This window comes from Haemophilus sp. 27098_8_127, from assembly GCF_041433495.1.
GTDB lineage: Bacteria > Pseudomonadota > Gammaproteobacteria > Enterobacterales > Pasteurellaceae > Haemophilus_D.
On record NZ_JAPWBP010000001.1, the window covers coordinates 474823 to 496391 of the forward strand.

Below are 21569 nucleotides of genomic sequence, written 5' to 3' on the forward strand. Positions count from 1 at the left end.
ACTCCTTATTCAGCTAGGCAGATGTAGTGATAGGCGATGTTGCGTGGGCGAGTTTCACTTCCACTGCCAATCCAGAATTTTTTAAACATATCATTGGCTTGTAGTTCTCTTAAACCTGCGCTAGTAGTGCTCCCGTTAATCGAATAGGAGTTATATTTATTTGAGTCTATTTTTTCCCAATTATTTGAGGCGCTATTCCATTGCCATGTTTCCTGTCTGGCGTCACCGCTTACGCTTGAAATATTAGAATCAGCAATATCTAATGTCTGGAATTCGAAAAAAGCCTCTTTGGTTTTATCGGTTTGATTGGATAACAACGCCCGCCCCTCATCTACACCACGCCCATTATCCAACCCACGAATAAATTCACCACGCATATCAGGGAGAGTGCCTGATGGGTATTTCTGTGCCAATTTTGGATAACGACGAGTATCAAACCGCTGTCCGTTCATGGCCAAGCAACCTGCAGGGACTGTAGAGAGCGGATAAGGAATAGGGATACCAATAAACAAATCATGTAAGGCATTAAAATCAGTGGCGTTGGCTTTTTTCCCGATTTCAGCGAGCAAAGTCGCTTTTAAGTTTGCATCGCCTGCTAATGCTCGTGCCAATTCTTCCAACGTGTCCAATGCTGCAGGGGCTGAACCTACCAATGCGGCGATTGCGTTTTTCACAAATGCGGTTGTGGCGATTTGTGTGCTGTTCGTGCCTGAATTAGCTGTTGGGGCGGTTGGGATACCGGTGAACGCTGGGCTTGCTTTTGGGGCGTAGCCTGTACGGTCTTGGTTGATACCGTCCACTTGGTCTTTTAAGTAATTGGTTCTCGCCCCTAGTTCTTTGGCTTGGCGATTATCCACACCATCAGGCCCGCCCATTACAGGGTCGGAGGTTTCCAGTTGATAGATGTTTTCCACCCATTGTCGGGATAAGGTTAAATTTGCCATTTTATTTCCTTTTTTTAGTTAAGCTGTGCCACGATTAAATCTGCCGTTACGCATTGCCATACCGTTGTGCCGAAGTGCTGCTTGACGGTAGTCTAAGCTCGCTAACACACAACGAGCAGGAGCGAAAACACGCAAAGTTTTTCGCAGTAAATCGGCTTGGTCGTTAGTAATGGTTTGTTGCATAATCACGCGGTAATGCGCCCATTTGGAGTGGTCGCCGTGAAAATATGTACCGTCTCGGGTAAATAAACCGTCGTGACGTTTATCGAATAAACCTTCAATAATCTCCACTTCCCCAAACCCAAGCTGGCGGATAATTTCACGCATTGACCACGGTGTGCCTTTGTAGCGGTGCAGTTCGACCGCTCGTTTAATCAGCTTACGTTTGGCATCAATACTTTCGGCGAGCAACCAGCCGTCATAGCCTGTCACACTCCATTTTTCAGCAAGCAGCTCTAAAAACTCGGTCGGGACTAAATCCACAAAACTAGTCATAATTTGCGATTTATCCAGCCGATTTAACCGATTGCCAAGGTCGGCAAGTGCGGTCAGTTTTGGCGATGTTTCAATGATAGATGGATATTGCAACTTAGCCATCTTTCCGCTCCGCGTTGATATTTATCGTAATGCTTTCGCACTCTGCCCATTGTTCAGGCGTGAGCTCGGTAAGTTGTGGGCTTGTTAAATGCACGTTATATACGCCTGCGACTTTCAGCACGCTTTGAATATCGAGCGGTACGATGTCCAGCCCCAATTTTTGCGTGCGTGATGATAGATAGGTTCTCAAAGCGGTTTCGGCTTTGGCTTTCACTTCATTTTCGGCGACGGTAGCGAGCAAATCTAAGTTAGCAACCACACGATAGCTTTTGCGTTCAGGCGCAGCCACAATCACGGTGTCGCACAGCGGTCGGCGTTTTTCGCCACTGATGTAATGGCGAATTTTCTCCTGTAAAATTGCTGACGGCAGCCCGTGCTTGGTAAGCACCGTGACTTTGACCGTGCCACCTTGAGGGGTGGAAATCACCACATCAGAAATCACTTGCGACACGCTACGAGTGTGATATTCGTAAGCGGCAACTGAACCGCAAGTGGTAAAGGCTTCAGGGGCGAGCAAAATACGCTTGCGGTAGTCATCATCGCTTTCATTGTCGATGCCATTTGCAGACACATCAATATTGGAGACGGTTACATCGGTTGGCAGTTCGCTTTTAAGTGTCTTTACTTGCCCGATTTGCCAGCCATTGCCACTTTCGCCTGTGGTTTTGCAAATGGCGGTAACGTCTACATATTGCTCGGTGGGGTTAATTCGCACCTCGGTTTGCGTAGCGAATAATAGGCTGTCGGTTGCACCAACCAGCGTGCCTTGTGGAATAACAATGGCGGAATGCGAACCACTCACGCTAAAACGCAAAGTGACTTCGGCAGCTTGGTCTGATAAGCGATAACAGCCCATCGGTTCGCCGCATAAATCCAACGCCAGCCCAGTGGCGAATTGCGGAAAGGTTTGCAAAAAAGCGTGGTTAATGCCTTGTCGCACCAGCATTTCTCGGTAAGCATAAGATTGAATAATAGAGCGTTCAATGTGTGCTGGTTGCAATGTTTTACCAGTGCGCTGCTCGTAATCGGCAATGGTATCAGCCAAAATTTGCTTAATATCATCGGAGACAATTTTCACATTTTCTTTTTCCATTTAGTTCCCCCGATTTGTACGCTGGTTTGATAAATTTCCCTATAGACATCGTCCACTAACGTCCAAAAAATCAAAAAATCAAAGTGCGGGGCAGTCCCTTCTACATTGACCGAGTCAACATTGATTCTTTTTTCCCAACGCTGAAGTGCTAACGTAACCTCGCGCACGATGTTTGGAATTGCAACATCTTCCGGTTGGTCGATATATTGAAAGTGATCACTACCAAATTCAGGTCGCAACACATCCGTCCCTTTCATCGTTGAAAGGATGTGGCCAATACATTGATGGATGTCATCAATACCTTGCACAACTTGATTTTCAATGTTAGGTGCAATCTGCCAGTGTGTTGTGATAAGAGTGCTTTGTGTGTTCATAGCCTTGATGATACAAGGCTATGCTAAAGAGTGCTTTTAAAGCGATTTAAAGAAGTGGGCTATTCCGGAAGGCCTGTTTTACCGCCGGAGTCGCCTGGGTGTTTGTGAGTACCAAGCTCAATAGAGCCTTGTTTAACTTTTGGAGCAGATACTTCTGTGCTGGACGTAATTTTTCCTGACACTGTTAGTTTCCCGCTAATTGACGTATCAGCATTGATTTTTACACCTCCGCCAGCGGTCACGGTAACGCTGCCGCTTGTGTTGATATTAATCTCGCCACTTTTACGATTGTGCGAAATCACTGTCCCGTTTGTGAACTTTTTCACCCACATGTTGTTATCATTCGCCGGCGTGGTGTCTTTCTCATTGTAAATTGCTCCAAGCACACAGCCACCTTCCCCGCGCGCATCAAGTAACACTGCCACCAATTCGCCCTCATCAGGCAGACAATAAAACTGATTTCCGCCAGCATTAGGTGTTAAATAAGACAGCCAGGCTGTTTCTAAATCTTCAAGGGCGGGAATTTTGCACCGCACTTTATGGTTCGCGGCATCAACTGCTGAAATAATGCCTTCTTGATAAGTTGCCCCAAAGTCATGCGTTTTCATTTATTCCCTCGCTTGATTTTCCGTTAGTGCGCCTGTGCTAAGCAAATCATCCGGGATAAACTCTAGCATTCGCACATCAATACTTGTGGTATAGCCGCCACCCCGGACAATACTATGCCGGGATGATTTTATTAAATATTTCCCACTAAAAATGCCAAGGTTGCGCAGTAATATTGTGCTGCCAGCCACGAGCTTAGGATTGCCGACCAGCATGATATTTCCCGCCGTTTGGTCGTCATTTTGCTCTGCCAACGCCGCATCAGCTCGTGCATCAATTTGCTCCTGGGTTTCCCCACGGGTAACAATCTTCAATGTATCCCCGCTTGCCGCCTGGGCTTGCTTCATCTTTTCGCGCAACGGCTTTGCTTTTTTACGCTTCTTGATGACCTTTTTCCCGGCAGCATCATATCCACTCACATCAACTTCCTTGGCCGTATCCTTGATTCTATCTCGCAAGGTAATCGATATCGTATCTCGCTCTTCAAGCGCCGCCACGGCTTCTTCTTTGCCTAGCTCGTCTTTATCCGTGAACACAAGCTGATCACCCACTATCTTAAAGCTGTGATGATATTCTCTTGCCAATCTTGCCAAAAACTCAACATCACGCTCTTGATATTGCGTCACGCGCTTAACCGGAATAGGCTTAATTGTCCCGACTACTTTTAACTTTAATTTTTCTGCAATAATGCCCACTATTTGCTTGAGTGTTGTGTTTTCATAGGCTTTAGGCTTTAACGTGCGATTTGCCTTTCCAATACCTGTACTCAACGCCTTGATTTGAATATATGAAGGTCGGTAGTTATATTCCACCTCGTCAATTTCAAACGCCCCAATATCGGCCAGCAGCGCCCCTTTGTAACCAATAGCCGCCTTTAATTTATCCCCTTGCGTTGGATACCACTGCCGCACCCATTTTCCGCTAATATCCTCAAACGTTAGCGTCAGCTCGTCTGACTCGCCCTCAAGATTATCGGTGTACGCTAGCTCAATTAAGTGGGGTTCAATGTCAGCGGTAATATTGGTCTTTTCGTATAAAATGGAAAAGTCAGGGGTTGGCACGTTACTATTCATTATTACCTCTTAACCACGGCGGCATTGATTCATTATTTGTAGGCTTAATATTTAGCACCGGAATATAAACCGTTGCCCCTGTTGGCAGCACTTCGCACAATCCTATGTGCGGGTTGGCATTAATAATGCGTTCAAAGTCCAATGCGTTGCCATAATAGTAATAGGCAAGGTTGTCCCAACGCTCGCCTTGTTTTACGGTATGTTTAAGTACGGTCTGTTGTGTCATCAATTACGTCCTCATCTTTGCGTAAAACGACCCAGGCTGTCATTTCTGCCACAGGTGCAGCTGCGTTATCAATCCGCTCATTAATATTGTCCAGCGCGCTATCGGCGGGCTTAAACCAGTTATTCCAATCAGCTCCACCGGATTGTTTTCCTAGCGTTAGACTATCTTTCATAGACATTAAATCTTCATAAATACCCGCACTTTCCCTGGCTAAATCGCTCGCCGCCGGCAGCACTTTATGCATGCCTTCCAGCAAATCTCTCATCCCGGTAAGCTCACCAAAATTACCAATCGCCCCGTCAAGATTTTTTAAAATACCAGGCAAATATGCCAACGCGGCAGCCGGGTCATCAGATAGTTGGCGAACAACGGCCACGGTATCTCTAACGCTGTCAATAATTTGTCGGCCTTGGTTAAATAACTCCGCACCTTTTTGCACGGTTTCTTTTACCTGGGATAACGCCTTTACCGCACCCGCTGGCAAAATAGATCCGAGCAAAGAGTTTCCACCAATATTTAATGCTGCACCTAAAGGGTTCTCTTCAATATCGCCTACAAATTCCCGCAAGCTAATATTCATCTCGCGGCATAGGGCGTTCCCGAGCTTATCTGTAAACAAGGTGACCGATGATATATCGGTGATCACAAAATTGCCCTTATACTTCCCGCGACCAATAATCAATGGCAGCGCGTCTTGTTTTGATTTTGCCCCCAACAATTCTTGATAACGACGCTCAACTCCGCCAAGCGTATGATGCAAACGAATTGCGAAATTAAGCTCGGTGAGCTTCTCGCCCATAGCTTGCAAGCGTGGTTTTCCTTTTAAGACTGCATGCTCAGCGAAATCTGCAGCATGGGTTTCGTTAAAATCAGTTAAATCAACAGGCTCAAATGACACACTTCCTAACATAAAATACATTAATATGCTCTCCGTTGTTGTTGGTCTAACACGCGCTTCAACATTATTTCAAACTCGCTTAAACTCATCTTTAAGCCTTGTTGAACCTGGTTTAAAACGCCGTTTCCGTCACCATTTGAGCCGCCATTGACGTTGATTGTCGGGTTAAAATTCACCACCACACTATTGGCAGCCCCAGCGGCTTGTGGCATGATGTCAGCACGATTGAGCGGCTGATAATTTGCAAGAACGCCAGTGTTATGGGTCACACCATTTAACCCCACATCCCCCGCAAGGTTATCTGACGCCGCTTCTGCGATGGATGTTGATTTATCCATCCCAATCGCCAACCCCTCTACAACATTCACACCATAGCCTTTAAACACTCGGCTTGGCGAATGAATACCCAGCTTATCAGCAAACCACCCCTTAATGCCGTCGCCTAAATCGGAAACAATCTTTTTCGCTTCTTCCCAGGCGTTTTTAATACCGTTCACTAATCCGTCTATCATATTTCGGCCAAAATCCATAAACTTAGCCGGCACATCAATTCCGAACCAGGAAAGCACAGAAGAAAAGACTTGCTGAAATAAAGCCAAAGGTGACCAGCTTAGAATGGTCGATGTGATATTTCCGATGCCGGATGTGAAGAAATTGCTGATATTTGTCCAGGCAGTTGAGCAGAAATTTGTGATACCGTTCCAGGCGTTAGAAAACACCCCAGAAACATTGCTCCATAATTCAGAGAACCATGGCCCAACTTTCGCCCAATTTTCATAAATTAAATACGCCGCAACCGCAATCCCCGTAACGATTAATCCGATTGGGTTGGTAAGCAAAGCACGACTCATAATTAAGATCGCTTTTCCAAACATCATCGCGCCCTTTATCACATAGCCTATTAAATAACCAAGCCCAAGTGACAGTTTGCTGATTGCTGAAAATAAAAATTTCCCTAGAATGACGCCAAGGAATTTTCCCGCTTTAATAAACGGCAATAATCCAGCCGCCACAAAAGAAAACGCTGAGTGAAGCGTTAATAAACCGCCCACCACAGCCGCAACACCGCCACCAATCGTCAAGACCCAGTCCATAATTTGCGGGTTAGTTTCCACCCATTTTGTGATGCTATAAATGACCGGCGTGATGTTTTCAACAAATGAAGAAATCACTGGCAAAAATGCAGACCCAATTTTTGTCGCCAATTCTGAAATGCTGCTTTTTAACTTGGTGAGCTTGTTTTCTGCTGTATTACTCCGATTCTCAAACTCGCGCTGCATAGAGCCGATATATTTTAAATTCCCTTGCTCATCGGTTTCTTGCAATAACCCTAACTGGCGGTTATATTCCCCGGTGTTTTGCGCGAGCAACAACACATCATCGGCATATTGTTTACCGAATATCTTGGCAAGAAGCGGATATTGCTTGTCATCAGGCATCTGTTTCACCTTTTTGATGAAAGAAGAAATCGCCCCTTGCGCATCTTTATTCATCGCAGCGGCGAAGCTTTTTGTCGTAAACCCTAGCTGTCTTAACTCTTTTGCATGCTCGCCAGCTTTAAGTTGTAAAAACGCTGCAGACATACCTTTTACTGATTGCGCAGCAAGCTCAGGTGCTTTCCCCATTGAAAGAAAGGTAGATCCTAGCGCGGCTGATTGTTTTTCGGAAAGCCCAAGCATTCGTGTATCAGAGCCGGCACGCGTAATGACATTTACAATATCTTTCGCTTTCGAGTTGGCATTATCGGATAGGTGGTTAATCACATCCCCAAATTGCGCCATCTCTGTTATTGGCTTGCCCAACACGTTAGCCATGGTTGCCATTGCCTCACCCGCATCCCCAGCCGCCATATCAAACGCCACGCCCATTGTGGCTGCGTCCTTAGCGTATCCGAGTAGATTTTCGCGCGCCACGCCGGATTGACCGCCAGCTGCAACGATAGCGGCAATTTCTTCCCCAGCCATAGGGATTGTGCGGGTTAGTTTAAGAATATCATCGCCCATCTCTTTAAATTGAGCCGGCGTATCAAAATTTACGACCTTTTTAACATCGGCCATCGCGCTTTCAAACTTAATTGCGGGGTCTGCCAACCCTCGAATAGTCCCCATAGTGGCTGTAACGGATGAAGCTAGCGCAGCAAACCCAGCCACACCTGTTTTTGCCAGCGCTCCCATCTTTTTAGACGTGCTAAGGCTTTGGTCTTGCAATATTTTAAAACTATTGCAAACAGAACGGATGCCCTTAACCGCACCTGTCACGCCGGCGGTAATGACTAATCCTATTGCTAGATTGTTTGACATGTTTTATAGTCCCGTTTAATTAATAAGGAGGAAGAAATGACAAGAGAAAAATGGGTGGAAAACACACAGGCTGTTTTATTGCTTGCACTTGTTTTAAGTTATCTCGGCAGCCTTTATCATTTTTTAGTTTTTTATTCAGAAAGTAACTCGCTCTCATGGATTTCCGTTTGCGTATCTGCTTTTTTATTTGCACTACCGTGGATATTGGTCGGCGTCCTGGTGATATTTTCGTGTAGAGTTATTATCATCTCGCTTTTTGGCTTATTCACCACGCTTCAAACCCTACTTAAACACTAAACAAAAAGCCGCTTAAATAGCGGCTTTTGTGTACCTTGCTTTTATCTGCCGCTCCGCTTGAATAATCCAACGTTCCACTTCATCAAGCGTCATCTCTTCCAGCTCGCTTGGCTGGAATCCAAACCAAAAGGCCAAGTCTGCCAGGGCTGCATTAAGGCTTTCCGCGACTACTTTCCCTTTTGCATTTTCTCAACAATTTTTGATGCGGCTTGGAAGTCGGCAATATCAAGCTCGTCAATATCTTCAGGCACTAAACCTGTGACGATTGCAAGCAAACTCACCGCCATTTCGGTTTCGGTTTTACCTGTCATTTTGCGGATATCACGTACTTTAGGACGGCGAATTTTTAACTCGGTGATGGTATTTCCTTGCCCGTCATGGAATGGGAACTCTAATTTAAGAATGGTTTCAGACATAAAAAAACTCCTTTGTGAGTCGATTTGTTTAACTTCACAAAGGAGAATACAACTTTGACCGGTTGAATGATTTTAAATAGATTTAAAGGTTTTCACCCCTTTATTGACCGATATTAGTGCGGTATTTTTGCAACACATCTTGGCCGTTTACACGGTAGATATTTGCAAGCACATCAATAAATAAGATCTCTTTGCCGGCCACGGTCTGTTTGATTGAATAAACATCTACCGTATCACCAAACTCTGAATTCTCTTTATTTTTCTGCGCCGTACCACCAATTTTGCTGGCTGACACATTCATAATGGTCACCATCGGCTCTTCAGCAGCTAACCCGCGTGAATCAAACACCTGTAGGTTTGAGCGGATCATTAGCTGTGAATTTTTATAAGGGTTCAACAACAACGCGCGCACTTCCGGGTAAAAGCTATCCCAGGTGATTTCTGCTTCGATAGCGTTCGTGCCGGCCGGAAGTTTAATTTCACCATGCAGCCCTAAGCCTTTGTGAGCAACCTTTTCAAACTCAATGTCCGGGATTTTCACTTCATTCGCACGCCCCATTTGACTGTTACCGTTAATGTACACGTTGCCGTTGACGATTTGATTAATAGAAATACTCATCGGTTTTTACTCCTTAGCGTTGTGAAACTAAATTCACTAAGTATTTACGGGTCATGACGGACTTGTTAGAAATCAATTCCGCTGGAAGTTTAGGGGTGTAGTCATAAACTAACGGCACGTGACCTTTGCTGAATTCATCAACTAAATCAGTGTCATAATCAAGACTTACGCTGTAGCCCACAATACTCGGAAGCGCACGCAAATAGGTATCTACCGTTTCAAGCAAGCTGTCAATTAATGCATCGTCGATTGGACGGTCAATGAATTGCAACTCTGTGCGGCGGATGCTTTCATCAATTAAGTCACCGGTGCGAAGCGCGGTTTCAAAGTTGATGATATGCGTTACGGTCGGATAATTTGATGAGCGGTTACCCCATAATCTGAAACCTGTACCGAAGCTGTTGAAAATGGTTGTAATGCCCACCGCATTTAACTGGTTGGTCTCTGATTGTTCATCATCAACGCGCGCAGTCAATGGGATTTCCATGCCAATCACCCCTTGTAATGGGCGGTTTGATGTCGAGAACCAGTACCCGTTTTCGGTATCGGTTTTCATTCGCAAGCCAGCCGCATGCACCGCAAGGCTTTCTAACGTATTGCTTGAGCCGATAGCATAAGGGAAGAAGTGGCGCGCACGCTCTGTGCTTGCAGACGCGTTGATTGTTCCCAATGGGCCACGGCCTTTGATTGCATCAGAATAACTTGTGCCTTTTGGTAATTGCACATAAGCCACCGCTTTCAACTGTTCTGCAAGCGTTATTAAAGCAGCCGCACAGCTTGCTGTTTTATCAAACTCAGGGCAGATTAAAATCTTCGCGTCAGCACCGTATAGGTTAAAACCATCGCGCAATAACTCAAACCCTTTGCGTTTACCGGTTGCAGAATCAATGCCACCTTTGATGTCGTCTTCCGTTACTTTTGTTGGGTCGGCGTATTCATAGGTCGCTTTTAATGTTTCGTGTTTTGCTTTAAATGTAATCTCACCTGTTTGCAAATCTACCGCATAGTCTTGACCGAGTGTCAATGGGCGATCAGTGCTTAAGGTTAAATTTAAAAGGCCAGGGTGTGCTGTTTTAGCGCGCAAGGTGTTTGCATCTTGCGTTAATGCTTCATCGGTAACGCTTGTTTTGTGTTTTGCCGGGTCTAAAACATTGACCACATACACTTTACCCGCTGAATAGCGCGATAAAACATCAAAGGCGTCAGGAAGCGTAAAGCCCTTGCCCAAGATTACGCCAAATTTTGAAAAATCTTTGGTTGTTTGACACACTGTCAATTCATTCACCGCGCCGATAGGTGCTGTACCAACGATACCAATAATTGCACCGTCGACAGTTTCCACTGCAACAGAACCACCTGCTACGCGAATTGTTTTCGTCCCGTGATGGAATGCCATAATTTTCTCCTATGGTTGTTTGGGATTAGGTTTATCCGCACGGCGATAGCGTGCGGTGGTAAATTTAGGTAAATTGCTTGGTTCGCAAAGCTCTACTTGCCATGTTTCGGTCTGCACTAAAAGCTGATACTGCCAAAGGCCGTCTGACTCGCCGCCAAACTCTTCACTCACTAAACTACACGCTGTGCAGTTAGTTGGTTTAAACCCAACTATTGCCAAGCGGAGTTGGTCTAACATTTCGATTGCCCCGTGGTCGTCATGCTGACTTCGAGCAATCACAGTAAGCGCAACCATCACCACTCGGCGTTGCTGGATAACATCCACGCTGTCGATGCTTTCAAACTTCGACCCAGCGTATTGCACCAAAACAGCACCGAATTCGTCTGTGAGATTGTAGTGATCCAAATCGTCAGGAAATAACTCAATGCTGAACTTGTCCGTTTTATGGGCTATCCGTTGTTGTATGCTTTCTAAAATAGGAAGCGTTGCACTCATATTAATATCCTGTCAAATCGAGCTTCTGTGGCGCGCGTGTGTTGAATTTCAGCGCAGTTGGGTAGTTGTCATCAGCCGCACTCCCGATTTCCGTTAGACCGAGATGCAGTTTGCCGTTTTGAATCCGCTCCAGGTCTTTCAAGGCTTGTGCATGGGTTTCGCGGACATTGTCCGGAAATCCTTTGCCGTCAGGGCGGCGGGAATACAACCAATGACGTGCGATTTGCAAACAAATATTGCGCACCAAGGTCGGCACTTGATTTAATGGCAAGACGTAACGCGAGCGCAAATAGCCGTCCACGGTTTCCGTGGCGTATTCGCAAGCCTTATCCAATGTCATCTGATTTGCGGTAGTCGCGCGTGATGTATCATTAGATAGAGCGATTAGCGTACTTTCACTCATTACATCTTCTAAATCTTGTGCCGTGATATACATTACTTATTTTTACCTTTGCTTGATTTTGGATTTTCGCCAGCTTCTTCGCCAGCTTCTTCGCCTGGCTCTTCCACAGACGTTTCAGCAGCCGCTTCTTCTGCAGACGTTTCAGCCGCCGCTTCTTCCGCATCGCTTTCAACCTGTTCAGCAGCAGTTAATTCATCACTTGCGGTTTGTTCAGCTTGCTCGCGTTGCTCGCTGTTAGTTTCGGCCGGCTTAATGTAAATCGCGAGCTTGTCGGCTTCATCTTCGGTAAGCTCAATAACATCATTTTGCTCATATCGCTTGCCGTTGTGTAAAATTGCCATCGCCGCGGCGACTAAAAATGCCGTTTTTTGTTTATCTGACATAATTCACCCTTAAAATAAGTTGAAATTAAACCGCACTTAAATCGCGTTTAAATGCGGTTCAAATTGGGGGTTAAATACAACCTTTGATTAAGTAACCCGCAGATTTACCCACGATGTATGGTTTATTGATATCGGTCGTGCGAACGATTTCAACTTTGCCACCCACTTCTGGGTAAGTATCTACATATAAGCCTTTTTTGCGGCGTACGGTATAACCAAATGATGGTTCGTAGATGTTTTGTTTTTGCTCTTTTGATGGCGGCGCAACATAAGCCAACACAATGGCTTTCGACCAAATATCTTTCAACTCACCGCTTTCTTCGTACACGGCTTCACCAACCACAACACGATCTACTTTGATTAATTTTGCAAAGTCTTCCGGCGTTAATACGGCAGTCGCCACGTATTTGATTTTTTCCAACACTTTCGGGTGTTCGCTTAATACTTCCCATACATCACCAGAAATTGCGCACACGTTCGGTTTACGACCGGTCGAACGTTTAATTGCACGAATACCGGTTTTAATCACACCAATAGGGTCTGAATTAGGGTCGGTAAATTGAGACGTGCCGCTTAAGGTCACTTTGTTTGTGGTTTCGTAATTAGCTTCGTTTAAAGCTAAGTCCGCACAAGCTTTTTCACGACCAAGCACGATGACATCTTGTGTCACACCTGTCGCAAATTGGCGTAATGGATAAACATCTTCGGTTTCATTCACTTCGCGAATGTCGATTGGGTATTCTATGTCGTTTTCTTCTAAAACAACGGTCAATGAGCCAATGTCTTCCGGCGTTAAGCGATTTGATGCTGCACGAAGCTCACGTTTTGTGGTTTGTAAACGGAACGCTAAGCGACCGAATGTAGGGATTTTGCCACCTTCTTTTTTAGCTTCTGCGATAGGGAACAACACTTCGGAAATCATGTTGCCGTTGTAATAACCTTGCGCAAGTTCGGTTAATACCGGGTCAACCACGCGTTGTTTTGATAAATCAGTCATGCATTTGCTCCTTATTGAGTGATTGCGTTAAATGCGGTTGTGTAGCCCACATTGTGTTCTTTCATATAAGCGCGGACTTTTTTGTCCATATCAATGGACTCAGCGCTTGTGCCTTCGGCGTATTCCACCGTGCCGTCTTCTGCGGTTGTGGCATTTTCTTTGGTAGCCACTTCGTTAAATTCAACGATAGCGGGCTGCGCTTCTAAAAACGCCTTGATTTTTCCGTGTAGGCTTTCACCTTCACCAAATTCAACCACGCCGCCAGCTGCGCTTGTTGAACCGAGATTTAATAAATCAATGGCCTGTTGTTTTGCCACCGGGGCTAATTTGCCCGCTTTTACTAAACCTTCGGCAAAGTCGGCATTGTCGGCTTTGGCTTGGTTGAGTGCTGCTTCAGCTTTTTCGGCTTTCAACTGTTGGTTTTCTGCCTTGAGCTGTTCAATTTCTTCAGGGGTCATTTCAGGTTCTCCTTGTGGTTCTGAAGGTTGTTCTAAAGTGGGTTCGTTAAAACTAGTAATAGGCGAGCCGACTTCCGTTTGGTTGATACGTTTATATTCGTTTCGGATGTACTCTTCTTGCACGCTTGACACGAGATAGTCCGGGATGGCTTTATCAGCTTCTTCCTGGCCGTGCGTGCCAATAAACCAATCGCGCAAGCGACGCCAAAGGCTGGCTTCTGCCCAATCAGAAAAATCAACCACGCCTTGCTCGTCTTCAGCAAATTCCGGGTTGCGTAGGCCTTTTACCGCTGGCGGCATAGCACCTAAAAATCCAACATGGCGCAAATACAGGTTGCCTGGGCAAGGGTTGTTTGGGCTGTCTGCTAAATAAAATGATGATGAGACTTTTTTGAATCGCCCTTTATCTACCATTTCGGCAAATTCAGGGTCTACCTGGTCGAATTCGGCTTTTAATACATCGCCGTCTAATTCAAGGCGTTTTACCCAACCATACGCGGGTGCGTTGTGTTTAGGATGGCCAATTACCGCCGGGGACTCATGAAAGTTTACGTTGTAGGCATTGACCGCTTGCTGCAAATCTTCTGTGGTAATTTCCACTTCTAAACCATTTGCGTCGGTGCGTTTGCCCGCTTTGAAAATCTCAATTAATTGCATAGGGTATCCTCGTTTGAATACCGCTAGCATAGAGAAAAAATGCGGACTTGAATTTTAAAGTGGTTGAAAGAATAAAAGAGGGATTTTTGACGCGGGATTAAAATGCACTTTATCTTTAAATTTAAAACGCTTTAAATGGCGTTCAAATCGCTTCAAATCGATTTAAATTTTTTCGGTCGATAAATTGCATTAATTTCAAATAAAAGCTCTGTGGCGCGAATTTGTGTCGTTATTTTGATTTTTTGCTTTTACTTTAAATTTTTGTCAATTTGTCGTTGTAAAAGTGCGGTAGATTTTTTTAGAAGTTTTTGACCATCACTTTCATTGATACCCAACCATGGGCGCGCGGGAATTTTAACTTTACGACCACGTCCGGCGTTTCCACCGAATTGATGTAGGCGAGCATATTTTGCATCACTACCAAACTCAACATGGTCATTATCGTAATTATACGCGGTTCTGTCTGATAGGTAACCATCTTGACGTAAAATCTTTGTGCTTTTCCCGCGTTTCATTTTTAACGCTTTCGTGTGTGGCGATAACGCTTGCCAGCGATTACCTTTTGGATCAATCTCAGCTTTAAATCGGGCATCATGAATTTTTTTCAATGTTTCACCCAGCAAGCCATACAGCTGACGTGGCTTTTCTAATTGATTTGCAATGCTTGTCAATTTCTGAATAGCTTGATTATCGTTAATGGTAATCTTTAACATAATTTTCTCTTGATAAAAATAATGCCTGGGCGTATAGTGAATTTGCGGTGGGGGTTTCCTACTGGAAAGGTTGCCTGGCATAAGCCCGCATTATCCTGTTCGAATCAGGCAAACCACCGCAATAATCACAACTCCCCATATAACACTTCGAAACGTCCTAACGAGCTTAAATCTTCTAAACGACTTGCTGTTCTGACCATGTTCAATTTATGCGGTAGCTTCTTCCCGCTCAACGCGTCTTTTAGCTTAATTTCATAGTCCATTTTAACCGCCACTTTGCCTTGTTCGGTTTCATAAACGAATAACAGGGTCGGTTGTTTTTGTTGGTCGTCCAATAAGATCGCTTTCGGGTGGCGCAGTTTTTCCGGTAATTGTTCCCAAAACTCCACCGGCAAGCTAATGCCTTTTGCTTGCTTGGTATCGCGTAATGCATGCAGCACATCTTCATCACGCACAGCGATTACCGCGCTCTGCGGAGCTTTTTCTAAATTATCCAGCTTAGTTAATACCGGTTCAGGAATCGCTCCCACATACTTCATATTGCCACGTGCGATTTTTTGCTGACTGACTGTGTCGACCATTTCTTTCATCGCGCCGTTTAATAGCACCATGGCTTTCGGGTTTTTCAATACATCATCAATTAACAGGCTCGCCAAATGCGGCTCGGCATTTGTCATTTTTTGTAATAACAACTTGTCCACATCAACATCGCGAGATTGCGTTAGGCGCTCAAAGTTATAAGGTGCAAATCCCACGTCATAACCTTTCGGCACGCGTACTGTTCGCGGATTGCCGGAGCGAACGCCTACCAGTTTTTCTTCCCACTCAATTTCAGGTGATGGACTCACTTTTCGTCCCATTTCGGCTAAATCATCGGCATCGTGAGCTGATACCGTGCAGTGGCAGCCGTACGCTTTAATTGGGTAATAGTAGCGCCAAAACGGATCTGTGGCGGGTAGAATTGTGCCGTCTAACGCGATATGTTCCTCGCGCGGGTGTTCATTATCATGGTGGTGATATTCCCAATAAGGCAATACATCAACCAAATCCAAATGCTGCGCCAAGCGCCCCCGGTTATATGCGCCATAAACGTTGGTGTCGTAAATAATCCGTGTGCGCCAGTTTCGCCCGCCGTTATATTGCCAGCCGGTATTTGCCACGATTTCATCAAAACGCTTGCGAAATCCCTCTAAGGTTTCACCATTTGCAATGGCATCATCTACCGCTTCGCGAAATGCCGTCAGCACTTCATTACGGTTTGCGCCGGCCACCATAAAAAAGTAGTCATGTTCTTCACCTAGCACGTCTAAATAGCTATTAGTAGGCAAATTGAGTTTTTTCTCAAAATATTTGACCTGCTCTTCAAAAGTGAATTTACTCATTTTATTTACGCTCATCTTCAACGGACTGACGACCGGCAAAGTGTGCTGCTGTTGATGCCCACGCCATTACTTTGCCGTATTCTGCAAAACTCAATTCAGGGATTAAGCTGTCTAACTGGTTGCGAAAATCTTCCAGACTTTCTGCTTGAGATAGCTTATCCTGGATAGCTTGCAGCCATTCTTCTACAAATGGTTCACCTTCGACTTCTAGCTGCTCCCCAATGGTTTCCACAATAGACTTAGGAATCGCCTCGGCGAAATCAGCCGTATTTTTGGCCGCACTTTTTTCAGGTGCTGCAACTACAATGTCGCCTTCTTCAAACCCATAGGTTCGCATGATGTATTGCTCGGTGAATTGAACGCCTAATACCGCCAATAATCCGTCGCGCTCGGCTTGTAATTTATCAATGCTTTCCTGTTCGTAAAGCTCAAATGTCGGCAGCGTGTCCACGTGGAAATTTAACTCACAAATCCAGGCTAATAATTGGTTAAATACACTTTCAACCATGCTGGCATCATCATCGCGAATATCGCGGGTCACTTCTAAGCCAGCTGTCGCGCTTGCACGATTTGCTTCAGCTTCTGTGGTTTGGTTTTGCCCCAATAACGCGATGGCGATTTCTGATTTGCAGTAGCGCAAGAAATCATCAAACACTTGTGATGAACCGCCTTTGCTTCCGCTTTCAAGCATATCAATAGAGCTGTCGTCCGGGATAGCTGCCACGGCCGTGCCGAGCATTTTTTCCATGCTATCTAACAACTCATCAATTTCATGAGCGTTAGCGTTTCGTGGGTATTTACCAACCAACCACGGCGAGCCGTATTTTTCAGCAAACTCTAACCAAAACTTGAACCCGCCTTTCTTAAAGGTCGCCGCCCAAAAACACATCGCCAGGTCTGCGCGACCGTATGGGTTCATATAGTCGGCCTGTTGGGTTGCGAGTAAAAATTTCTTTTCCGGCACAATGTCACCATTGCGGTTCTCTTTTGTGCGCAGCATTAAACGGTTATCTTCATCAAATACAAACCACTCTTGTGGCTTTCCGACTATTTCAGACGGGAGTAATAACCCGTTCTCGCTCGTCCACATTACCTCAAGCGCCTGGTAACCAAACAGGGTGGCGTCTAAAATTTGATTGATGATTTGATTTACAGGTAAACGGTCAAAAAGCGCGGCCAGGATTTCATCTGTTTTTTCATTCCCGGTTGGGGTAATGCGCCACTCTAAACCTTTAATTGCAGCTTTACGGCGGCGAACACAACCGCCCACATGACTATCTGACAAAATTTCGCGATAGACTGAAATGTCGCGCCCCATTTTCTTCAATACAGGATCAGGGTTTGGGAGGTAGTGCATAAACGACCAAAAGTCGATAGCCTTCGCGCGGGTAGCGATGACGCCGATTAAATCTTGTTTTTTTGTTGTCATAATTAATATCCTTGGGTCATTTTACGACTTGTTCGTTGTTTACGGCTGTACGCCTTGACCGGTTGCATAACTGCCTCCGTTGCGGCGGTTAAAGCTAAAAAGCACGCCCAGGTTCGGTCGGCGTGACCGTTGCTGTCGCTTTCTGCGGTAAACCGTGGTTGGCCGTTGCTGCCGGTTATTTTTTTGAGCTTGTGTAAATCTTCTCGCAAATCTGCGTCACCTTGCGGGATGCGAATTTTGCGGTCTTCAAATGCCGTTTTACCGATAGTGGCCATTTTTAGTTTTGTGGAAACGTTAAAAAGGACACCTTGAATTCGCTTGCCGTGTTCATATTGCGCGTCCTCGACCATTTTTTCACCCATGCCTGTTTGGTCGAGATTACCGCCTACCACGTGATACTGGCGCATGATGCGGTTTAATTCTTCTTGTTGTTGGCGTAATTGCACGCGTTTTAATGTCACAATCTCTCGCGTCCAATACACATCGCCTACCAATTCAACCACCCAAATCACCGTCAAGTCATTGCGCACCGCGATATCCATTCCCACAAAACAAGCACCGCCTTGATAGAGTTCAGGTTTGCCCGCGTCCGGATGTTCTACACCGTCAATTAAGTCGTATGATAGCCACGCGCTGGCTTCATCTAGCCATTTGAGTTCAAATTCTTGCGCCCAAGCGTCTTCATCATTTAAACCACGGCGAAGCTGTTCAACATCACGCGGTAATCCGTCTGCGACCGCCTGGTAAATATCAACTGTGTGGCGAGACCATTCGGTGTTATTGACATCGGTCATTAATTCGTAAAACTTATTCCCCTTGCCGTTTGGTGTTGATACCACGCGCAATTTCCAACCGGCAGAGATTACCGGGAATAAGGCTTTCCAAATCTCGCGGCTATCCGCATGGAAAGCAAACTCATCTAGGAATACATTCGCTGAGAAACCACGTGCTGTATCGGGGTTGGCTGGAAGTGCGGTGATTTTTGAGCCGCCTGGGAAAACAACTTCGAGTGCGTTGATTGTTGAATTAAACGGCACTTCTAATACTTCACAAACCATGCCTAATGCTTCAAGGTGGCGTTTTACCCCCTCGTTCATTGCTTCTTTTGCCTGCCGTTCCCCGCGAGATAAGATCACCCAGCGCGTGCGTTCACCCTTGGCTTCTGCCGCTAAACAATCCATCACAATTTCAAATGTGGTCGTAAATGTTTTACCCGTCTGACGAGCAAACATAGCCACCTTGAACCGGCTTTTATCATTTAGCCAGTTTTTCTGATAGTTATAGAGAACGGTTTTATTCGATGCCATAAACTGCTTTTACCATTTTTTGCACATCTTCAAGACTCACGCCTTGTTCTTTCCCAACTTCTTCTACGGCTTCTGCAGCACGCTTAATAGTTTCCTGGCGTATTGCTTGCTCACGTTTAAAACTTAAACTTTCAGCCTGTTCTAAGCGTTGAATGGCGGACGATAATAACGCAAGGTCTTTTGGTTCTGCCTGGCCGTTTTCACTCATACCGATGGACGTTTCAAACGCCAGGTTCTTAACAATTTCCATCAATAGCTTGCCAATATCACTCTGCGGTGCTTCACCGAATTGTTTCGTCCAAATTTCGGCGACTTCACGCGCATTGCGAATTTTGCTCGCCATTTGTTCCATGCGGCTGGCGTAACGGTTGAGGCCTGTGCGGCTTAATTGATAGCTGTCATCTAACCCGCAATCACGGATCAGGTCGTTGATTTCTTCAAGGATTTGCGCTTGTGAAAGGTGTTTGTCCCGCAACATCATTGCCAGTTGGGTTTTGATATTAGGTGGAAGCAAGTCCACTTTGCTTGCACGGCCGCGTGTATTTTTATCGGTCATTTAAACCTCCTTTAAATTGGGTTTAAATCTTTGGACTTGGCTTTTTTACGCCGTCCACAAAAGCGCGACCTTGTGCCACATCCAGCCCACGCTGCGTAATAGTAGCCACGAAGAAATCTTTGCCGTTATTGTTTAAACGAGCCAGCGTAATTAAGCCTTGCTCTTCAAGCCATAACAGGTGGTTTCGCACTAAGTCTCGGCTAATATCGTGGCCATACATATCTAAGCAATCATTTAAAATGCTTTCATTGGCATCATAACCACACTCTTCAAGCGAGCGCAGAATAACCAATCTTTGATCTTTGGTGAAAATATCTTGGCGCATCATTCTTTATTTACCTCTTTTTCAATTAACAACTTCACTTGATGGTTAAGGCTGCCAATGTTGGTATTTAATACGTCGGTTTTGCCTTTCATTTCCGTCATTAATAAACGCAAATCGGCCACTTCTTTTGAAGTTGGCAGATGTCTTAATTCGCCTTTCACTTCCGATAGGCTTTTTTCGTTGTTTTCAATCGCCTTGCGCAAGTCTGACACATCGGTTTTGCGCGCGTATTTGCTGTCCATGGTCAACCAAAAATAAGTCCACACAGCCCCGCCAATCGCCACAACGATTGCCCAATGACGTTGGATAAACTCCAGTGTTTCTAGCATTATTTAGGTTCCTTCTTTTGGCAGATCTTTTCATAAGTCAAGTTATGATTAAGCACCTGCCGTTTGGTTTCTTCTGTATCTTTACGGCTTGGATAAATAAGACCGAATGCTGAACATCCGCTAGTCTTCACGGAAATAACCTTTTGACTGCAGCTGCTCATCAACAGACTTGCTAGACAAAGTGCGGTTAGTTTCAGTAATGTTTTTTGCAGTGTTTGCATTTTCTAACTCCTGTGCGACTGCGGCCGCTTCACGTTTTACGAATTCGATCTCTTCTTGTTGCTTGCGAATTTTGGCCGCTTGCACGCGACCATGGATAAACACACCAGCCAAAACGGCGAAAGCCGCCCCTACAATGTAAAGATTAATCACCGTTACCTCCTTGCCCATTGCGGCTTTGCATTGCATTGGCGAAGCCTTTCGTTGCCGCGCCACCGCCGCAAAAAATAGCAAATGTCGTAAACAATTCGCCCACATAACTACGATCCAACCATACGGTATAGACCAGCACGCCGGCCATTAATAGCGCGCCAAAAAACTGGATGAACGCAGTCGTTGATAATCGTCCATCATTGTTGGTGATCAGTTCTTTCATTCCCATTTTCTGTTTCCTTATTGAAATAATCTTGTTGCGCTGAAACATACCCCCATAATGTCAGTACACTCGCGCAGAAAAAATAACCGTAATAGGCCAACATTAAGCCCAGCAGAGTGCTGGTTACCATTTCCCAATAAAACTTGGCTCTTGTATATTGGTATAGAGAAGAAGTACCACATAAAAGCGCCAACAACGAAATCGCTGTAAAAAAGTAAAACAACCACTCATAGGCTTGAACAAGGTTCTTTATTGCAAGCTCATTGGCAGATATAAAGCCACCAAAAATCATGATCTCCCATAACACTGAAAACAGTGTGATGCCACGTACTTCTCGCTCCATCATGGTCTCCAACGAGCATAAAAAACGGTGGCGGCGGTCATACCTTTATTTACAACTCGGTTGCGTTGCGCGTTATTGCTTGATTTCCAGCCGCGTGAAAATGATTTTTTAGCCTTTGCTGAATAGGTTGGCGCGCTCATTTCCCCTCCTGAATTTTTTGGCATTGATAGAAATTACCGCCCACATTAAATTTGCCGTAACTCTGGCAGGTGTCCTGAATGTTGATCATTGTGATGATAACGACAAAACAACATACCGCTCCGCCAGCGCACAAAAGTGCAGCAAACTCTTGGTCTATAATTAGTAAAATAACGGCTAAAAAGACGAACACGCCGAATAAAAACATTGCAAGCCCCAT

At 45.2% G+C, this 21569-nt stretch carries 31 protein-coding genes; 1 reads left to right on the forward strand and 30 read right to left on the reverse strand.

Annotation, left to right across the window (positions count from 1 at the left end; translation table 11 throughout):
- Window positions 1-5: 5 nt before the first annotated feature.
- The 9 genes from O3746_RS02235 to O3746_RS02275 are packed head-to-tail and all read right to left on the reverse strand — an operon-like array spanning window position 6 to window position 7985.
- Entirely contained in the window at window positions 6-944 is a 939-nt protein-coding gene (locus O3746_RS02235) for a phage tail protein (RefSeq protein ID WP_371447699.1), read from the reverse strand.
- An 18-nt stretch (window positions 945-962) separates the two neighbouring features.
- Window positions 963-1541 (reverse strand): phage tail protein, encoded by a 579-nt coding sequence (locus O3746_RS02240; protein WP_371447700.1) that lies wholly within the window; start codon window positions 1539-1541, stop codon window positions 963-965.
- Window positions 1534-2634, reverse strand: coding sequence for a baseplate J/gp47 family protein (locus O3746_RS02245; protein WP_371447701.1), 1101 nt, complete (start codon window positions 2632-2634; stop codon window positions 1534-1536). The genes O3746_RS02240 and O3746_RS02245 overlap by 8 nt, the downstream gene beginning before the upstream one ends.
- Window positions 2616-3008 carry a GPW/gp25 family protein gene (locus tag O3746_RS02250; protein ID WP_371447702.1) on the reverse strand — a complete coding sequence of 131 codons (393 nt, stop codon included), beginning with the start codon at window positions 3006-3008 and terminating at the stop codon, window positions 2616-2618. The genes O3746_RS02245 and O3746_RS02250 overlap by 19 nt, the downstream gene beginning before the upstream one ends.
- A 59-nt stretch (window positions 3009-3067) precedes the next feature.
- Window positions 3068-3616 carry a phage baseplate assembly protein V gene (locus O3746_RS02255; RefSeq protein ID WP_371447703.1) on the reverse strand — a complete coding sequence of 183 codons (549 nt, stop codon included), beginning with the start codon at window positions 3614-3616 and terminating at the stop codon, window positions 3068-3070.
- Window positions 3617-4687 (reverse strand): phage late control D family protein, encoded by a 1071-nt coding sequence (locus O3746_RS02260; protein WP_371447704.1) that lies wholly within the window; start codon window positions 4685-4687, stop codon window positions 3617-3619.
- Window positions 4680-4913: a tail protein X gene (locus tag O3746_RS02265; RefSeq protein ID WP_048750473.1), complete on the reverse strand. Its 234-nt coding sequence runs from the start codon at window positions 4911-4913 to the stop codon at window positions 4680-4682. Before O3746_RS02265 ends, O3746_RS02260 begins: the two co-directional genes overlap by 8 nt.
- Entirely contained in the window at window positions 4891-5832 is a 942-nt protein-coding gene (locus O3746_RS02270) for a phage tail protein (protein ID WP_371447705.1), read from the reverse strand. The genes O3746_RS02265 and O3746_RS02270 overlap by 23 nt, the downstream gene beginning before the upstream one ends.
- Window positions 5832-7985, reverse strand: a complete 2154-nt coding sequence (locus O3746_RS02275) for a phage tail tape measure protein (protein ID WP_371447706.1) — start codon at window positions 7983-7985, stop codon at window positions 5832-5834. Before O3746_RS02275 ends, O3746_RS02270 begins: the two co-directional genes overlap by 1 nt.
- Window positions 7986-8147: 162 nt before the next feature.
- On the opposite strand from O3746_RS02275, the gene O3746_RS02280 reads away from it, so the two are divergent.
- Entirely contained in the window at window positions 8148-8408 is a 261-nt protein-coding gene (locus tag O3746_RS02280; RefSeq protein WP_371447707.1) for a hypothetical protein, read from the forward strand.
- 12 nt (window positions 8409-8420) lie between these two features.
- On the opposite strand, the gene O3746_RS02285 is transcribed toward O3746_RS02280, so the two are convergent.
- The 21 genes from O3746_RS02285 to O3746_RS02385 all read right to left on the reverse strand — a co-directional run bounded on the left by O3746_RS02285 (window position 8421) and on the right by O3746_RS02385 (window position 21569).
- Window positions 8421-8543, reverse strand: coding sequence for a GpE family phage tail protein (locus O3746_RS02285; RefSeq protein WP_080970302.1), 123 nt, complete (start codon window positions 8541-8543; stop codon window positions 8421-8423).
- Window positions 8544-8575: 32 nt separating this feature from the next.
- The gene (locus tag O3746_RS02290; protein WP_290915493.1) at window positions 8576-8824 is read right to left on the reverse strand and encodes a phage tail assembly protein; all 249 of its coding nucleotides are present in this window, start codon (window positions 8822-8824) and stop codon (window positions 8576-8578) included.
- Between the two features lie 100 nt (window positions 8825-8924).
- Window positions 8925-9443 carry a phage major tail tube protein gene (locus O3746_RS02295; protein ID WP_371447708.1) on the reverse strand — a complete coding sequence of 173 codons (519 nt, stop codon included), beginning with the start codon at window positions 9441-9443 and terminating at the stop codon, window positions 8925-8927.
- Between the two features lie 13 nt (window positions 9444-9456).
- Window positions 9457-10839, reverse strand: a complete 1383-nt coding sequence (locus tag O3746_RS02300) for a phage tail sheath family protein (RefSeq protein WP_371447709.1) — start codon at window positions 10837-10839, stop codon at window positions 9457-9459.
- Window positions 10840-10848: 9 nt separating this feature from the next.
- A complete protein-coding gene (locus O3746_RS02305; protein WP_371447710.1) occupies window positions 10849-11334 on the reverse strand; it encodes a Gp37 family protein in 486 nt (161 codons plus the stop codon).
- 1 nt (window position 11335) lies between these two features.
- A complete protein-coding gene (locus tag O3746_RS02310) occupies window positions 11336-11770 on the reverse strand; it encodes a gp436 family protein (RefSeq protein ID WP_371447711.1) in 435 nt (144 codons plus the stop codon).
- Window positions 11770-12120: a hypothetical protein gene (locus tag O3746_RS02315; protein WP_371447712.1), complete on the reverse strand. Its 351-nt coding sequence runs from the start codon at window positions 12118-12120 to the stop codon at window positions 11770-11772. The genes O3746_RS02310 and O3746_RS02315 overlap by 1 nt, the downstream gene beginning before the upstream one ends.
- Before the next feature lie 70 nt (window positions 12121-12190).
- On the reverse strand, window positions 12191-13117 hold the full coding sequence (locus O3746_RS02320) for a hypothetical protein (protein WP_126470430.1): 927 nt from the start codon (window positions 13115-13117) through the stop codon (window positions 12191-12193).
- A gap of 11 nt (window positions 13118-13128) precedes the next feature.
- Window positions 13129-14232 (reverse strand): peptidase, encoded by a 1104-nt coding sequence (locus O3746_RS02325; protein ID WP_371447713.1) that lies wholly within the window; start codon window positions 14230-14232, stop codon window positions 13129-13131.
- A 248-nt stretch (window positions 14233-14480) separates the two neighbouring features.
- On the reverse strand, window positions 14481-14945 hold the full coding sequence (locus O3746_RS02330) for a phage virion morphogenesis protein (RefSeq protein ID WP_371447714.1): 465 nt from the start codon (window positions 14943-14945) through the stop codon (window positions 14481-14483).
- A 125-nt stretch (window positions 14946-15070) separates the two neighbouring features.
- Window positions 15071-16327 carry a phage minor head protein gene (locus tag O3746_RS02335; RefSeq protein WP_371447715.1) on the reverse strand — a complete coding sequence of 419 codons (1257 nt, stop codon included), beginning with the start codon at window positions 16325-16327 and terminating at the stop codon, window positions 15071-15073.
- A 1-nt stretch (window position 16328) separates the two neighbouring features.
- Window positions 16329-17756 carry a DUF935 domain-containing protein gene (locus tag O3746_RS02340; protein ID WP_371447716.1) on the reverse strand — a complete coding sequence of 476 codons (1428 nt, stop codon included), beginning with the start codon at window positions 17754-17756 and terminating at the stop codon, window positions 16329-16331.
- Between the two features lie 2 nt (window positions 17757-17758).
- Window positions 17759-18988 (reverse strand): terminase large subunit domain-containing protein, encoded by a 1230-nt coding sequence (locus O3746_RS02345; protein ID WP_371447717.1) that lies wholly within the window; start codon window positions 18986-18988, stop codon window positions 17759-17761.
- Between the two features lie 61 nt (window positions 18989-19049).
- The gene (locus tag O3746_RS02350; protein ID WP_049370702.1) at window positions 19050-19619 is read right to left on the reverse strand and encodes a DUF3486 family protein; all 570 of its coding nucleotides are present in this window, start codon (window positions 19617-19619) and stop codon (window positions 19050-19052) included.
- Window positions 19620-19641: 22 nt separating this feature from the next.
- Window positions 19642-19944, reverse strand: coding sequence for a hypothetical protein (locus O3746_RS02355; RefSeq protein WP_371447746.1), 303 nt, complete (start codon window positions 19942-19944; stop codon window positions 19642-19644).
- Entirely contained in the window at window positions 19944-20273 is a 330-nt protein-coding gene (locus O3746_RS02360; protein WP_048750455.1) for a DUF2730 family protein, read from the reverse strand. The genes O3746_RS02355 and O3746_RS02360 overlap by 1 nt, the downstream gene beginning before the upstream one ends.
- A 120-nt stretch (window positions 20274-20393) precedes the next feature.
- Window positions 20394-20645, reverse strand: a complete 252-nt coding sequence (locus O3746_RS02365; RefSeq protein ID WP_053085468.1) for a DUF2681 domain-containing protein — start codon at window positions 20643-20645, stop codon at window positions 20394-20396.
- Complete coding sequence (locus tag O3746_RS02370; RefSeq protein ID WP_204699166.1) at window positions 20638-20874, reverse strand: DUF2644 domain-containing protein; 237 nt, start codon at window positions 20872-20874, stop codon at window positions 20638-20640. The genes O3746_RS02365 and O3746_RS02370 overlap by 8 nt, the downstream gene beginning before the upstream one ends.
- Window positions 20843-21214 (reverse strand): hypothetical protein, encoded by a 372-nt coding sequence (locus O3746_RS02375; RefSeq protein WP_371447718.1) that lies wholly within the window; start codon window positions 21212-21214, stop codon window positions 20843-20845. The genes O3746_RS02370 and O3746_RS02375 overlap by 32 nt, the downstream gene beginning before the upstream one ends.
- Window positions 21211-21351, reverse strand: coding sequence for a hypothetical protein (locus tag O3746_RS02380; RefSeq protein ID WP_371447719.1), 141 nt, complete (start codon window positions 21349-21351; stop codon window positions 21211-21213). Before O3746_RS02380 ends, O3746_RS02375 begins: the two co-directional genes overlap by 4 nt.
- The gene (locus tag O3746_RS02385) at window positions 21348-21569 is read right to left on the reverse strand and encodes a hypothetical protein (RefSeq protein WP_371447720.1); all 222 of its coding nucleotides are present in this window, start codon (window positions 21567-21569) and stop codon (window positions 21348-21350) included. The genes O3746_RS02380 and O3746_RS02385 overlap by 4 nt, the downstream gene beginning before the upstream one ends.

Coding starts and splice junctions, on each gene's coding strand:
- O3746_RS02240 (WP_371447700.1), bottom strand. CDS start 1,541: ATGGCTAAGTTGCAATATCCATCTATCATTGAAACATCGCCAAAACTG.
- O3746_RS02305 (WP_371447710.1), bottom strand. CDS start 11,334: ATGAGTGCAACGCTTCCTATTTTAGAAAGCATACAACAACGGATAGCC.
- O3746_RS02290 (WP_290915493.1), bottom strand. CDS start 8,824: ATGTCTGAAACCATTCTTAAATTAGAGTTCCCATTCCATGACGGGCAA.
- O3746_RS02375 (WP_371447718.1), bottom strand. CDS start 21,214: ATGATGGAGCGAGAAGTACGTGGCATCACACTGTTTTCAGTGTTATGG.
- O3746_RS02280 (WP_371447707.1), top strand. CDS start 8,148: ATGACAAGAGAAAAATGGGTGGAAAACACACAGGCTGTTTTATTGCTT.
- O3746_RS02325 (WP_371447713.1), bottom strand. CDS start 14,232: ATGCAATTAATTGAGATTTTCAAAGCGGGCAAACGCACCGACGCAAAT.
- O3746_RS02275 (WP_371447706.1), bottom strand. CDS start 7,985: ATGGGAGCGCTGGCAAAAACAGGTGTGGCTGGGTTTGCTGCGCTAGCT.
- O3746_RS02245 (WP_371447701.1), bottom strand. CDS start 2,634: ATGGAAAAAGAAAATGTGAAAATTGTCTCCGATGATATTAAGCAAATT.
- O3746_RS02385 (WP_371447720.1), bottom strand. CDS start 21,569: ATGGGGCTTGCAATGTTTTTATTCGGCGTGTTCGTCTTTTTAGCCGTT.
- O3746_RS02330 (WP_371447714.1), bottom strand. CDS start 14,945: ATGTTAAAGATTACCATTAACGATAATCAAGCTATTCAGAAATTGACA.
- O3746_RS02310 (WP_371447711.1), bottom strand. CDS start 11,770: ATGTATATCACGGCACAAGATTTAGAAGATGTAATGAGTGAAAGTACG.
- O3746_RS02270 (WP_371447705.1), bottom strand. CDS start 5,832: ATGTATTTTATGTTAGGAAGTGTGTCATTTGAGCCTGTTGATTTAACT.
- O3746_RS02320 (WP_126470430.1), bottom strand. CDS start 13,117: ATGACTGATTTATCAAAACAACGCGTGGTTGACCCGGTATTAACCGAA.
- O3746_RS02340 (WP_371447716.1), bottom strand. CDS start 17,756: ATGACAACAAAAAAACAAGATTTAATCGGCGTCATCGCTACCCGCGCG.
- O3746_RS02255 (WP_371447703.1), bottom strand. CDS start 3,616: ATGAAAACGCATGACTTTGGGGCAACTTATCAAGAAGGCATTATTTCA.
- O3746_RS02235 (WP_371447699.1), bottom strand. CDS start 944: ATGGCAAATTTAACCTTATCCCGACAATGGGTGGAAAACATCTATCAA.
- O3746_RS02360 (WP_048750455.1), bottom strand. CDS start 20,273: ATGCTAGAAACACTGGAGTTTATCCAACGTCATTGGGCAATCGTTGTG.
- O3746_RS02355 (WP_371447746.1), bottom strand. CDS start 19,944: ATGCGCCAAGATATTTTCACCAAAGATCAAAGATTGGTTATTCTGCGC.
- O3746_RS02380 (WP_371447719.1), bottom strand. CDS start 21,351: ATGAGCGCGCCAACCTATTCAGCAAAGGCTAAAAAATCATTTTCACGC.
- O3746_RS02265 (WP_048750473.1), bottom strand. CDS start 4,913: ATGACACAACAGACCGTACTTAAACATACCGTAAAACAAGGCGAGCGT.
- O3746_RS02300 (WP_371447709.1), bottom strand. CDS start 10,839: ATGGCATTCCATCACGGGACGAAAACAATTCGCGTAGCAGGTGGTTCT.
- O3746_RS02370 (WP_204699166.1), bottom strand. CDS start 20,874: ATGGGAATGAAAGAACTGATCACCAACAATGATGGACGATTATCAACG.
- O3746_RS02315 (WP_371447712.1), bottom strand. CDS start 12,120: ATGTCAGATAAACAAAAAACGGCATTTTTAGTCGCCGCGGCGATGGCA.
- O3746_RS02250 (WP_371447702.1), bottom strand. CDS start 3,008: ATGAACACACAAAGCACTCTTATCACAACACACTGGCAGATTGCACCT.
- O3746_RS02345 (WP_371447717.1), bottom strand. CDS start 18,988: ATGTTTGCTCGTCAGACGGGTAAAACATTTACGACCACATTTGAAATT.
- O3746_RS02350 (WP_049370702.1), bottom strand. CDS start 19,619: ATGACCGATAAAAATACACGCGGCCGTGCAAGCAAAGTGGACTTGCTT.
- O3746_RS02335 (WP_371447715.1), bottom strand. CDS start 16,327: ATGAGTAAATTCACTTTTGAAGAGCAGGTCAAATATTTTGAGAAAAAA.
- O3746_RS02260 (WP_371447704.1), bottom strand. CDS start 4,687: ATGAATAGTAACGTGCCAACCCCTGACTTTTCCATTTTATACGAAAAG.
- O3746_RS02295 (WP_371447708.1), bottom strand. CDS start 9,443: ATGAGTATTTCTATTAATCAAATCGTCAACGGCAACGTGTACATTAAC.